Origin of the sequence: Martinezella paranaensis, assembly GCF_014200235.1 — a bacterium.
Classification (GTDB): Bacteria; Pseudomonadota; Alphaproteobacteria; order Rhizobiales; family Rhizobiaceae; genus Rhizobium; species Rhizobium paranaense.
The window spans coordinates 426,368-438,994 of sequence record NZ_JACHBI010000002.1 but is presented as its reverse complement, the minus strand read 5'-3'; the positions used below and the strand labels follow the sequence as shown (position 1 = coordinate 438,994).

General features: G+C 59.7%; 12 protein-coding genes. 5 read left to right on the top strand and 7 right to left on the bottom strand.

From position 1 onward, the window contains the following. The first annotated feature begins 86 nt into the window (after positions 1 to 86). Complete coding sequence (locus GGD50_RS08095) at positions 87 to 2,300, top strand: bifunctional diguanylate cyclase/phosphodiesterase (protein ID WP_107109260.1); 2,214 nt, start codon at positions 87 to 89, stop codon at positions 2,298 to 2,300. 2 nt (positions 2,301 to 2,302) lie between these two features. Here GGD50_RS08095 and trhO read toward each other — a convergent pair whose 3' ends face one another. Then, on the bottom strand, positions 2,303 to 3,247 hold the full coding sequence (gene trhO / locus GGD50_RS08090; RefSeq protein ID WP_107109476.1) for an oxygen-dependent tRNA uridine(34) hydroxylase TrhO: 945 nt from the start codon (positions 3,245 to 3,247) through the stop codon (positions 2,303 to 2,305). A gap of 167 nt (positions 3,248 to 3,414) precedes the next feature. Between trhO and GGD50_RS08085 the strand changes: the two genes are divergently transcribed. After that, positions 3,415 to 3,879, top strand: a complete 465-nt coding sequence (locus GGD50_RS08085) for a GNAT family N-acetyltransferase (protein WP_107109259.1) — start codon at positions 3,415 to 3,417, stop codon at positions 3,877 to 3,879. Between the two features lie 40 nt (positions 3,880 to 3,919). Here GGD50_RS08085 and GGD50_RS08080 read toward each other — a convergent pair whose 3' ends face one another. The 3 genes from GGD50_RS08080 to GGD50_RS08070 form a co-directional block, all read right to left on the bottom strand. After that, entirely contained in the window at positions 3,920 to 6,310 is a 2,391-nt protein-coding gene (locus tag GGD50_RS08080; RefSeq protein WP_107109258.1) for an arylsulfatase, read from the bottom strand. A gap of 186 nt (positions 6,311 to 6,496) precedes the next feature. Then, positions 6,497 to 7,405 carry a CHAD domain-containing protein gene (locus GGD50_RS08075; protein ID WP_107109257.1) on the bottom strand — a complete coding sequence of 303 codons (909 nt, stop codon included), beginning with the start codon at positions 7,403 to 7,405 and terminating at the stop codon, positions 6,497 to 6,499. Further along, entirely contained in the window at positions 7,383 to 7,868 is a 486-nt protein-coding gene (locus GGD50_RS08070; protein ID WP_107109475.1) for a CYTH domain-containing protein, read from the bottom strand. Before GGD50_RS08070 ends, GGD50_RS08075 begins: the two co-directional genes overlap by 23 nt. A 160-nt stretch (positions 7,869 to 8,028) precedes the next feature. Here GGD50_RS08070 and GGD50_RS08065 point away from each other — a divergent pair, with 160 nt between their 5' ends. The 3 genes from GGD50_RS08065 to GGD50_RS08055 all read left to right on the top strand — a co-directional run bounded on the left by GGD50_RS08065 (position 8,029) and on the right by GGD50_RS08055 (position 9,870). Continuing rightward, positions 8,029 to 8,667 (top strand): 2-dehydro-3-deoxy-phosphogluconate aldolase, encoded by a 639-nt coding sequence (locus GGD50_RS08065; RefSeq protein WP_107109256.1) that lies wholly within the window; start codon positions 8,029 to 8,031, stop codon positions 8,665 to 8,667. 186 nt (positions 8,668 to 8,853) lie between these two features. Further along, on the top strand, positions 8,854 to 9,561 hold the full coding sequence (locus GGD50_RS08060) for a tellurite resistance TerB family protein (protein ID WP_107109255.1): 708 nt from the start codon (positions 8,854 to 8,856) through the stop codon (positions 9,559 to 9,561). Between the two features lie 93 nt (positions 9,562 to 9,654). Further along, positions 9,655 to 9,870 (top strand): hypothetical protein, encoded by a 216-nt coding sequence (locus GGD50_RS08055; protein ID WP_181316095.1) that lies wholly within the window; start codon positions 9,655 to 9,657, stop codon positions 9,868 to 9,870. Positions 9,871 to 9,878: 8 nt separating this feature from the next. On the opposite strand, the gene GGD50_RS08050 is transcribed toward GGD50_RS08055, so the two are convergent. The 3 genes from GGD50_RS08050 to GGD50_RS08040 form a co-directional block, all read right to left on the bottom strand. After that, positions 9,879 to 10,991, bottom strand: a complete 1,113-nt coding sequence (locus GGD50_RS08050; RefSeq protein WP_107109253.1) for a nickel/cobalt transporter — start codon at positions 10,989 to 10,991, stop codon at positions 9,879 to 9,881. Beyond that, the gene (locus GGD50_RS08045) at positions 10,985 to 11,641 is read right to left on the bottom strand and encodes a DUF1007 family protein (protein WP_181316094.1); all 657 of its coding nucleotides are present in this window, start codon (positions 11,639 to 11,641) and stop codon (positions 10,985 to 10,987) included. Before GGD50_RS08045 ends, GGD50_RS08050 begins: the two co-directional genes overlap by 7 nt. A gap of 91 nt (positions 11,642 to 11,732) precedes the next feature. Then, positions 11,733 to 12,626 carry a LysR family transcriptional regulator gene (locus GGD50_RS08040; RefSeq protein WP_107109251.1) on the bottom strand — a complete coding sequence of 298 codons (894 nt, stop codon included), beginning with the start codon at positions 12,624 to 12,626 and terminating at the stop codon, positions 11,733 to 11,735. Between the last annotated feature and the right edge of the window lies 1 nt (position 12,627).

The following is a 12,627-nucleotide window of genomic DNA, read 5'->3' as shown; positions in this document are numbered from 1 at the left end:
CAACCCTCTACTGCAATAATCATAGGTTCGCTTTAACCGTTTTTTGAAGACCTGACGGCAGACTTCCCAAGCCAAGGAGAAGCGCGTTGGGAGCAGTTTTCGGGTCATTCCGGCGGAATACGCAATTCGGTCGTCATTCTATCGTGACGGCCGTTTTGTTTTCGTTCGCTTTGGTGGTCACCGTGGTTACCCTGATGGTGCTGACGGCGATTGGTCGGGTCGCAGACTATTCCAACAAATTGGACGACGAGCGCTCCTGGGAAACTACTGCCGGTGCGCTGAAGACCTTCGAAGGCCTGCTCGATGCCACGCTGCATGACTATGCCGCGCGCAATACCGCCGTCAAAAATGTCTATGATGAAAACGACCAGGACTGGATCGCCGGCAACTACGGCGAGATGTCCTCCGATGGCGCCCTGTTCGACATGGCGCTGGTGGTCGACGATGACAACAAGCCGATCATTGCCTATCAGGACGGCAAACCGATGGCCGATAGGATCGAGGATGTTTTCGGTCCCTCGCTCTGGGCCTTGGTGGATCAGGTGCGCAAGACGCGCGTGACCAGCGTGCCGGAGGCGAGCGGCTATGTGATGACCAATAAGGGCATCGCCGCTGTCGGCGTGGGGACAATCCGCGAAAAATCCGGCCGTATCCCGGTGCCGGAAGGCAAGCGCCGCTATCTGATCTTCGTTCGGCATCTCGATGCGGCCAAGATCAAGATGCTTTCCAATACCTACGTCATCAGCGGCCTCAGGCTGGTGCCGCCAGACACGGTCGCGCGCTATGCCGTTTCGATCGTCGATCCGCTCGGCAAGCCGCTCGGGCGGCTGGTCTGGACGTCGCGCGGTCCTGGTGACGTCAGCTATCAGCAGGCCCGTCCGCTGGTGGTCGGCGCTCTCGGCCTAGTCGGCATGTTCTTTCTGGTGCTGCTGATGCTGGGGTCGCTGGCAGGACGGCGGCTCAGGGCGGAAGAGGTGCTGGCGCGGCAGGGCTCGCTCAGGGACCGGCTCAGCGGCCTTCTCAATCGCGAGGGCCTTCGTCTCGATGTAGACCGGCTGGTCGAGAGCGCCCGCGCCGATGGCAGCAATGTCCTCTTGCTCTATCTCGATCTCGACGGCTTCAAGGAAATCAATGATTCCTATGGCCACGGCACCGGCGACCAGTTGATCCGCGCCGTCGCAGCCGGGCTGAATGTGCTTATTCCGCCGAAGGCAATCCTTGCGCGGCTGGGCGGCGATGAATTCGCTGTCGCCTTTCCGACCAAGGAACTGAACGATGCACCGGCGCTCAGACTTGCCGAACAGGTGCTGGATTTCTTTACCGAGCCGCTGGAGATCGGTCGCCGCGTGGTGGTCGTCGGTGCCAGTATCGGCATTGCTAGCTCGCCGGAGGGCCGCATCGGTCGCGAAGAGTTGGTGCGCCGCGCCGATCTCGCCATGTATAAGGCCAAGGAAGCCGGGCGCGCTCGTATGGCCTGCTACGAGACGGCGATGGATGCCGATCGCGAGGAGCGCAACGCTCTGGAACTTGATCTGCGCAATGCCATCGAAAAGGAAGAGCTGACACTCGCCTATCAGCCGCTGGTCGATGCCAGGAGCCATGAGATCACCGGCGTCGAGGCGTTGGTGCGCTGGAACAGGCCCGGTCACGGGCCGATTTCGCCTGAAGCCTTCATTCCCGTTGCCGAAACCAGTGGTTTGATCGAGGCGCTCGGTCTGTTCGTCTTGCGCAAGGCCTGCGAGACGGCGCGGCAATGGCCGGACCTGCGGATTGCCGTCAACGTCTCGCCGGGGCAATTCCGCAACCCCGCCTTTGCCGACTATGTCCGGCATGTCCTGAAACATACCGAGATCGAAGCCGAACGCGTCACGCTGGAAATCACCGAAGGCTACATTATCCAGAATCCCGAGCGCACCCGCCAGTCGATCGAGCGGCTGAAACAACTCGGCGTCAAGGTGGCGCTGGACGACTTCGGCTCGGGCTTCTCCTCGATCGGCTATCTCCGCCAATTCGGCTTCGATCGCATCAAGATCGACCGGTCGCTGACCATGGATGTTCTGGAGGATAGCCGCGCCCGCGAGATGCTGCAGGCGACGGTGGCTTTGGCGCGTTCACTCGACATTCCGGTGACGGCGGAAGGCATCGAGACGGAAGAGCAGGGCAACGCCCTGGAGCGCTTCGGTTGCGACGTGCTGCAGGGCTATTTCTTCGGTAAACCGCTGCCGGAGGCCGAGATCAGCAAACGGCTAAAGGCGCAGATGGCCCGCGTACTCGACGTTGAGCGGGAAGCTGCCGCCTAAATTCAGCCGCCAATATGCTCCTGGCCACGCTTGCGGGCGAGCATCACCTGGCGCTGGCGCTCGCGGAAGCGCTTGCGGTCTTCTTCAGTGCGGTCGTGATAGCAATGGCTACAGGAGACGCCGGCTTCATAGAAGGGCGAGGTGACCTCTTCCGCGGTGATCGGGTTGCGGCATGCATGGCAGAGCTTGTGATTGCCTTCCTTCAGGCCATGCTCGACGGAGACGCGTTCGTCGAAGACGAAGCAGGCGCCTTCCCACAGGCTTTCCTCGGCGGGCACTTCCTCAAGATATTTCAGGATGCCGCCCTTGAGGTGGTAAACCTCGTCGAAACCCTGCTCTTTCATGAAGGCGGTCGCCTTCTCGCAGCGGATGCCACCGGTGCAATACATGGCAATCTTCGGCTTGTTGTGCAGGCCCTCGTTCTGGCGCACCCATTCCGGAAATTCACGAAACGTCTTGGTCTTCGGATCGACCGCGCCCTGAAAGATACCGATCGCCGTCTCGTAATCGTTGCGCGTGTCGATGACGATGGTGTCGGGGTCGGAGATCAGCGCATTCCAGTCCTTCGGCGCAACATAGGTGCCGACGATCCTGTTGGGGTCGATATTCTCGACGCCCATGGTGACGATCTCTTTCTTCAGTTTCACCTTCATGCGGACGAAGGGCATTTTCGACGCGCGGCTTTCCTTGTGTTCCAGCCCCGAAAATTCCGGCTGGGCGCGCAGGAAGGAGAGGACCACGCCGATGCCTGCATCCGTGCCGGCGATGGTGCCGTTGATGCCCTCATGGGCGAGGAGCAGCGTGCCCTTGATCCCGTTTGCCTCACAGAGCGCAAGCAGCGGCTCCCGCAGGGCTTCGAAGCGCGGGACTGAAACGAAATGATAGAGGGCGGCAACGAGGAATGCGCCGCCTACCTCATGGCGTGGAGTGGCAAGAATGTCGGTCATGCCGCGGAAATACAATTTTGCGCGCCGGCAAGCAATCGGGATTCGTATTTTGAGGCTGCGCCATCGGGTCACTCCCGCGAGCCGGGAGTTCCCTATTCTGCGCTACCCTATAAGAATACGCGCAAAAGCGATCGGTACGCGGCGATGAGGTTGAGGTGTCTGACAACATGCTGACGGTAAGACCATATCTCCCGGCGGACGCCGATTTGACCATCGACATATTCCTGAGAGCAATCCGGGAGGTGGCGTCGAAGGACTACACTCAAGCTCAAGTCGATGCCTGGGCCAAGGTGGAAGACAGGGAAGCCTGGGCGAAACGACGGTCAAGCAGGCCGGCCTGGATCGCTCAGTATGGGAATGTGTCAATCGGGTTCGCGGATCTCGTGCCCGACGGGCTCCTGGATATGATGTTTGTCCATCCCGATTATCAGGGTATGGGCGCAGCCAGTTTGCTCCTCGCGACGGTCGAGATGGAGGCAAAAAGGCAAGGGCTCGGGCGTATTTTCACAGAGGCAAGCCTTACCGCCAGACCTTTCTTCGAAAGACGAGGCTTTAGCATTTTGAGATCGCAGACGGTGGAAAAGCGCGGGCAGACGCTCGAAAATTTCCGGATGGAGAAATTTCTTCGATAGAGGGGACATCGATATCAATGTCCCCTCTATCCCGCATCGTCTACGGCTGCAGCGCCACCTCCAGCTTTCCGATACTTCCGTTAAAGGGGAACGGCACCTGATAGTCGTTGTCCTCTACGCCTGTCCGCGTATCGACGCCGACATCGAAGGTTTCATCCCACGGCATTAGCGCCGGAATTGTGTGCGGAATTTTCTCGTTGGCGACCTCGTTACCATCCACTTTGAGGATGCCGGTTCCGCCCTTGCCGAAACCGGGGCCATCAGATTTGAAATCGAACACGAGGGTGTGCTTGCCGGCCGGCAAGGCATCGTGACCCTCCCAGCGAAAACGCTCCATATCGACAAAATTGTAGAGAAACACCGGCTTGCCTTTGAGCAGATAGAAACCGTATCCGCCGAAGCGTCCACCTGTGGTGACCAGCATACCCTCGCCGCCATCCTGCGGTATCTCCACCTCCGCGGTGATCGTGTAGGATCTGTTCACGATGTTCGGAGCGTTGCTGGGCGGAATACCGGATATCACACCTGAATAGGTGAAGTCATTTCGCCCTGCCGTGGCACTCGGCCGCGGGGTGAGGAGGCGCTCCAGGATAGAGTTATCAAGCGGAAAGACATTGTATTTCGCCGCTTCCATGAGAAACAATTCCTGCATTTGGTGCAGCTTGTCCGGCATCTTGGCGGCGAGATCGTTATTCTCCGAAAAATCCTCCGTGAGATTGTACAATTCCCATTTATAGCCGTCGATGACGTCGGGCATTTTGGTCGTGCCCATCAGCCAAGGCGCTGCGGGCGGCGTTGTGGCGGCGATCCAGCCATCATTATAGATCGCGCGGTTGCCGAACATTTCGAAATACTGTGTTGTGCGTGCCGACGGAGCTTGGGCATTGTCCCAGCTATAGGCCATGCTGACGCCTTCAATCGGTTTTTGCGCCACGCCGTTGACCATGACAGGAGCGCTAATTCCGGTCGCCTCGAGAATGGTGGGAACGATATCGATCATATGATGGAACTGAGTGCGGATACCGCCGGCGTCCTTGATCCGTGCCGGCCAGGCCATTGCCATGCCCTGCCGCGTGCCGCCGAAATGCGAGGCGACCTGCTTCGTCCATTTGAATGGTGTGTCAAAAGCCCATGACCACGCCACGGACATATGCGGGTATGTTTTGTCGGAGCCCCAGACGTCATAGAACTTCATCTGATCCGCGACCGGGATCTGCATGCCCTCGATGGTGATCAATTCGTTGGGCGTGCCACGAGTGCTGCCTTCGGCACTCGTGCCGTTGTCGCCCTCGATATAAATGACGAGCGTGTTGTCGAGCTTGCCCAGGTCGTCGACTGCCTGGATCACTCTTCCGATCTCGTGATCGGTATAGGCGACATAGGCGGCGAACACCTCTGCCTGGCGCGCGAACAGCTTCTTGCTGTCGGCATCCAAGCTATCCCACGTCGGCAGGTCATCCGGCCAGGGTGTCAATTGCGTGTTTGCCGGAATGACCCCGATTCGCTTCTGATTGGCGAAAATCTGTTCGCGCAGCTCGTTCCAACCCATGTCGAACTTGCCCTTGAACTTATCGATCCATTCCTGGGTCGGATGGTGAGGAGCGTGGGTCCCGCCCGGCACGTAGTAAACGAAAAACGGCTTTTGCGGTGCTGCCGCATTCAATTGCCTGATGTGGTCGATAGCATTGTCGGCCATATCCGTGGTGAGGTTATAGGCAGGCTTGCCGATCCAGGGGAAAACCTGCGTTGTGTTCTGGAATAGATAAGGAGTCCATTGGTTGGTGTCTCCGCCCATAAAACCGTAGAAATACTCGAAGCCCATTCCGACAGGCCATTGGTCGAACGGCCCGGCGCTGCTGTATTGGAACGCGGGCGTGTTGTGGTCCTTGCCGAACCAAGACGTTGCGAAGCCGTTCTGCTTCAGAATCTCGCCGATCGTGGCATTGTTTACGCCAATGATGGAATCGTAGCCGGGGTAACCGGTTGCCTGTTCGGAAATGACTCCGAAGCCCGACGAATGATGGTTTCGCCCGGTGATCAGTGCCGCCCTCGTCGGAGAACAGAGCGCTGTCGAATGAAACTGCGTGTAGCGCAGGCCGGCTTTCGCAACGCGATCCAGCGCAGGCGTCGGGATGACGCCACCGAATGTGCCGGCAACACCGTAGCCGGCGTCATCTGTCATGATGAGCAGGATATTCGGTGCGCCCTTGGGAGGCACGATCTGCGGTGGCCAATAAGGCTTGGAGCTTTTGGCGTCGAGGCCAATTTGTCCGCGGAATGCTTCGGGCGGATTTGGAAGATATCTTCCGTCGATCGTCGTCGTTGCGCTGGGCGAGCCGGGTTCGCCCGTGATCTGCTGGGCGCCTGCTCGGTCGAAAGAAATGGCGGTTAAACTCAATGTGGCGAGAAATAGTGTTCCAATTCTCAACATCGTCGTGCCCTCCCAACCCGATGAGGTCAAAAGCTTGGCACGATGCTGAAAAGGAACAAGTACGTTACTGTTAACGGGACGTTATCGCTGTTGCGTCGGACGGCTTTCGACTGGGAGCTACCAGCGATAATCGCTATCGAGCGCGAGACATTGCTTGTCTGTTCTTGGCGCACGGGGTTGGTTTCCTCAATCCCCTGCTTCCAGCCAAAGCCGTTTGATCGTGCGGGCTTCCTGCTTCGGCTCGTCCACAAAAACCCAGCGGGCCTTGGTCAGCGCATCCTGGCGGGCCGCCTGTTGGCGAGAGATGATTGCTTCCAGCAGGCGGGCGCGGTCGTCGCTGCCGTTGAAGAGATGCGGCTCGCGATCGGTCACCTCGGATAGCATCGATAGGTCGAGATAGCGGCCGAGTATGTCGACCAGCTCCTTGGCTTCGAGCTGTTTTGCGTGCATGGCGGCCGGCCAGATGTCGCGCAGCAGCGCATGATGCATCCAGCAATCCTGGCTGCGTTTGCGCAGCTCGTGAAAGTGATCGCTATGGCCCTCGGCATGGCATTCGCAGAGTGCCACCGTCGCCTTGCGCCCTGTTTTGCGCCAGCTCTTTTGAAAGATGCGTGCGGTCGCGCGCCGGCCGCTGCCGAAGGAGGTGGCTTTCAGCGCGTCCAGTGCTTCGCGGCAGGTGGCGATTGCCTTTTCCGCCTTCTCTTCGAGATCGGTTTCTTCCGCCGATAGCCGGTCGCGCCGGGTCGTGAGCACGTCGATGACCCGGGCAAGCGCCTGGGCCTCGTCCTCGGATGTCGCCGTTTCGTGCAGATAGCGGGCGGCCTCGACTAGGGCGGTGGCGTCGCGAACGCCGGAGAGGGTTTGCGCCATCTCCCGCAGCCTGTCGTTTTGCTGTTGCTGGAATTCCGGCGCCCGCCGGGCGATCAGCCGATAAAGTGCGCGTATGCGCTTGATATGCTTGCGTGCCGTATGCACTGCCTCGTGCAATCCCTCCGGCCGATCGGTCAGTGCCGCAACCACTTTGCCGAGCTGTTGTGCGGCGGCGGCCTGCACCTCGTCATCAAAGGCCCTGTCAGGCCGAATGCGATAACTCATCGTATTCCTGTTCGAATTGCGTCGCGAGCGCCTGGTTGGAGTAGCGGTATTCGCCAGTCACCTCGCGGCCGACCCAGTCCGGCAATTCCGGATCGTCGCTTTCGTCCTCCATCTCGACCTCGGCGATCACCAGGCCGCGATGCGCGCCGCGAAAAACGTCGACTTCCCAGACGAAGCCCTTGAACGGGACCTTGTAGCGAATCTTTTCTATAACCAGGCCGATGGCGTTGCCGAGCAACTCTTCGGCATCTGCGACGGGGATTTCATATTCGAATTCATCCCGCGTCATCGCCCTGCCGATCTTCATCGTCAGGGTCGCGACCGTGTCGTTCGTCAAGCGAACGCGAACGGAACGATCGTCCATGGAGGCGACATAGGCCTGCCGTAAGGTGAGTTTCTCGGAAACGAGGTCGCGCCAATGATCCCCCCGGACCAGAAACTTGCGCTCGATCTCTTTTGCCATATGCTCGACATGCTCCGCCAGCATCATATGTAGATAGACTAACGGAAGTTTTTTGCATTTCCTACCCGTCATGTTCAAACTCAGCTTTTGTCTCGACAACGGCTCTCGGGAAGGCTATTCGGAAACCGGATTTCAATCGTTTTAAGGGAGCACGCCGACCATGGGCGAGAAAACCGAAAAGCTTCTTTCCATCCTGAAATTGCAACCCGTCGTCCCCGTCCTCATCGTCGAAGACGCGAAGTCGGCCGTGCCGCTCGCCCGTGCGCTTGTCGCCGGTGGCTTGAAGGCCATCGAGATCACGCTGCGGACCGCCGGCGCGCTCGATGCGGTCCGGGCTGTGGCCGAGGAAGTCGAAGGCGCTGAAGTCGGCGCCGGCACGATCCTGAATGTTGCGCAATGGGAAGCGGCCGTCGAAGCCGGCTCCAAGTTCATCGTCAGCCCTGGCACGACGCAGGAGCTGCTGGATGTCGCCCGCACCTCCGACGTGCCGCTGCTGCCAGGTGCGGCTACGGCGAGCGAAGTCATGGCGCTGCGCGAGGAAGGCTACAAGGTGCTGAAGTTCTTCCCGGCCGAACAGGCTGGCGGCGCTGCCTATCTGAAGGCACTGTCCTCGCCGCTGGCAGGCACGCTGTTCTGCCCGACCGGCGGCATTTCGCTGAAGAATGCCCATGATTACCTGTCGCTGCCGAACGTCATCTGCGTCGGCGGCTCCTGGGTTGCACCGAAGGAACTGGTCGCGGCTGGCGATTGGGCTGGCATCACCAAGCTTGCCGCCGAAGCCGCCGCGCTGAAGGGCTGAGCCTTCCGAAAACTCGATCAAAGGGCGCGCATGGCCTCATGCGCGCCCTTTTGCGTTTCAGCGGATTTGTATTTGCGGTCCCACCTTCCTATCTCCCTCTCGCATTTTGTTTGCGCATGAGTTCGTCCAAAAACCGCTGCGTAGTTTTTGGGATCATGCTTTCACCAAGGAGGGAGGACCATCCACATGATCGACGCCCGCAAGCTTCTGGACCAATTCCTCGGATCGCAAGTTCCGGGAATGCAGGGAAGCGTGAGAGACAAGGCGAGCGAGGCCATCAATCTCGCCAGGGACAATCCGTTGGCGACCAGCGCCATTGCCGGCGTTCTGCTGGGCACGAAGACAGGCCGCGAGATTACCGGCAATGTCCTGACGCTCGGTGGTCTCGCCGCCATCGCCGGGCTCGGCTATCAGGCCTACAAGAACTATCAGGCTGGCAATGCACCGCAGCCGGCGCAGCAACCCGCTCAGCAGGCGGAGCCGCAATTTCTGCCGCCGCCTTCCAATTCCGGCTTCAGCACGGCACCGGCGATTACCAGCAATGATTTTGCACTTTCGCTCGTGCGCGCCATGATCGCCGCGGCCCGCGCCGATGGGCATATCGATGATGCGGAGCGGCAGCATATTCTCGGCAAGGTGCAGGAAGCGGGTGTCGGCGCGGAAGCGGAAAGCTTTTTCGAGCGCGAGCTTGCCAATCCCGTCGATCTCGACGCCATCGTCGCATCGGCGAAAACGGAAGAACAACGCGTGCAGGTCTACACCGCCTCGCGCCTGGCGATCGAACCGGACTCACGCGCAGAACGCGGCTATCTCGATCTTCTTGCCGGCCGGCTCGGTCTCGCCGATGCGCTGGTCGACCACATCGAGGCAACGGTCGCGAGCGCCAAGGTCTGATCATCGTCGAGGAAAGGGCCGGTTGCCTTTCGCGGGCGGCTGGCCTAAGCCTTCGCCGGACAAAGAGTAGCGGTGCGCGAAGGATTGGCAATTTTGACGGATAAAAACAGCGAAACCCGCTCCTCGGCGATCGCCGCCGCCATCATCCTGCTGGCCGCCATGGTGCTATTGTACTTGATGCCTGATGTGATCGTCCGGCTCGGCGATGTTTCGCCGTGGCTCGGCACCGGCTTCGGCGTGCTCGTGATCCTGGCCTTTTTCCTGGTCTTCTGGCTGAGAGCCCGCTACCAGAGGCGCAAGAGCCGATAATCCACCGGTCAGGTCTGCAGCGACGCGCCGAGCAGCACGATGCCAGTGCAGATGACCAACAGCGCGCCCAGAATTTCTATGCCATTGCCGACCCACATCGAGAGCCGCGATCCGCGGCCGGTGAAATGCACGGCGGTGCCCTTGGCGAAAACGGCGATGATGGCGAGCAGCGACACGGTCAGCGCCGTCCCGACCGACATGGCGATGACGGACAATAAGCCGCCGAGATAGAGCCCGTTCAGCATCGAGAACGTCATGACCAGCAGTGCGCCGGAGCAGGGGCGCAGGCCGACGGTAATGATCGCCGACCAGGCTTCGCGGACGCTGAACTTCTCGTTCGACAGCATTTTGGGGTCGGGCAGGTGGGAATGGCCGCAGGTCTCGCAGACCATGCCATTGGCCGCATCATGGGTCGGATCGTCGCAATTATATCGGTTGCCCGCCTGCGGCGTGGCGCGAAAGTGCGAGAGTCTTTGTGCGGGAGCCGTGCCGTTCGAGGCGTCTTCGAGCAGCGACATGCTGATCGGACCGGCCGATGTCGCGAGCTGCACTTCCTGGCGTTGTGGCCGGCTCTGGATCATCGAGCGCAATTTTCGAAACAGTAGCCAGCTTCCGAAGATGATCACCATGACGAAGCTGGTGATCTCCATCGCGTTGGTGGCCATCGTCATGGTGATGCCCGAGCCGCGCAGGACGAAATAAGCGGCACCGACGACGAGGACGGCAACGAGGCCCTGGATGAAGGCCGAGATGAACGAAATCACAATGCCGCGCTTCAGCTCAATCTCGTTGGCCACCATGTAGGACGAGATGACGGCCTTGCCGTGGCCCGGGCCGGCGGCATGGAAGATGCCGTAAGCGAAGGAGAGGCCGATCAGCGTCCAGAGCTGCCAGGGGTCCTGGCGCATGGCCTCGATCGATTTGGTAAGCGCCCGATAGAAGGCCTGCTGTTCGTAATTCACATAGAGGAAGATCGGCGCCAGAGGCCCGCCCGTGGGCTGGAAGCTCGGTTCCGCAGTGCCGATGCCGAGGGGCGATCCGGTGGCGTGTGCAAGGCTTGCCACTGCCAGAAAGGCGAGAGCCACTGTTGGAAGCAGCTGCGCTATCCGGCGCGTCAGCATTGGACGTCCATCCGCGTTGCGAAGAGCTTCGACATCGTCGTTCCCGTTAGATCGTTGAAGAAGGCATCCGTCAATGTTGACTTGTTTTCGGCGATGACCTCGTCAGGATTGGGGCGCACGACCTTCTGCGTGCAGCTTTTGAAGGCATCGCCTTCCGTCACCAGCTCATTGTCGCTGGGGAAATCGATCGAGGTGTAAAGTGTTGGATCGTAGATGCCGAAGCTGAGCTTGTTGCCCTTCAGCGGCATCGGCTCGGACGGCTTGACGGCGAAGAACATCAGGAGCTGGCCGTCCTTGTAGTCGACATTGATGACGTCGGGCTTGTTCACCTTGATGGCTTTGCCGTTGAACGTCAGATTTGTGTAGTAGTCGTAGTCGGCCAGCGAATCGCGCACTGTTTTGCCGACTTCCTTGAGCTCGTCCGGATCGAGCTTCAGATTGGTGTTCTTGTCGAAATCCATCAGCACCGAGGAAGAGAAGACCTCGTCGAAGCGCCAGACATTGCGCAGCTCCTGCACGGCCCCATCGGAGCCGGCAAGCACCTCCAGGCGTGCTTCGACGAAGATGTGCGGATGCGCCGATGCTGCGACCGGCAAAAGCAGCAGGCCGCCGGTCAGGGCAAGAGCATAGGCGGTCGTGGATTTTCTCATGCGTCCGATATGTTTCGTGAGCACTGATTCACTTCGTTTACTGGTCAGGAAATGAGACGGAATTGGGACCGGTCGGCCAGGCTGAGGCGCTTCAGCCGTGCTTGCGGAACCAGTTATGCAGATAGTCGACAAAGATGCGCACCTTGGCCGGCAGGTAGCGGCGGTGCGGATAGACAGCGTAGATGCCGCGGTCGGTCGGAAGATAATCGTTGAACAGCGTCAGCAGTTGCCCGCTTTCGATCGCCTTGCGGCCGATGAAATCCGGAACGACGGCGATGCCGAGGCCGGCAAGCGCTGCTCGCAGCGTCGCATGCGGGCTATTAACTTCGAGCGTGCCGTTGATGGCGACGTTGAAGGCGGTGCTGTCGGCATCGACGAAACGAATATTGCCTTGCGAGCGAGTATTGGTGTCGATGATGAAAGGCACGCGGCTGAGATCGGCTGGACGTTCCAAGGCGGGGTGGCGGTCGAGGAAATCCTGCGTTGCGCAAAGATGGACGCGGAAGTCCGAGATCTTGCGGGCGATCATGCCGGAATCTTCGAGCTTGGTGATGCGCACGGCAACGTCAAAGCCTTCCTCGATCAGGTCGACGAAACGATCGTCGGCGGCGATTTCCAGCGCGAGCTCGGGGTTTTCCTTGGCGAAGTCGATTAGCGATTGTCCGACATCTGCATCGACGAAGGTGCGCGGCACGGAGACTCGCAGGCGGCCTTTGAGCTGCTGATTGCTCTCCCGCACGAGATCGGCGAGATTGTCAATCTCCTTAAGGATGTCGGAAGCGGTGCGATAATAGGTATGGCCGGCTTCCGTCATGGAGAATTGGCGCGTCGTGCGATTAAGCAGGAGAGCGCCAAGCTCGTCCTCGAGCTCTCGGACATATTTGGAAAGCAGTGCCTTGGAGCGTCCGGTTTTCCTGGCGGCCGCGGAAAAACCTTCGGCTTCGACCACGTCGATGAAGGCGCGAATCCGGGTCAAAGTGTCCATG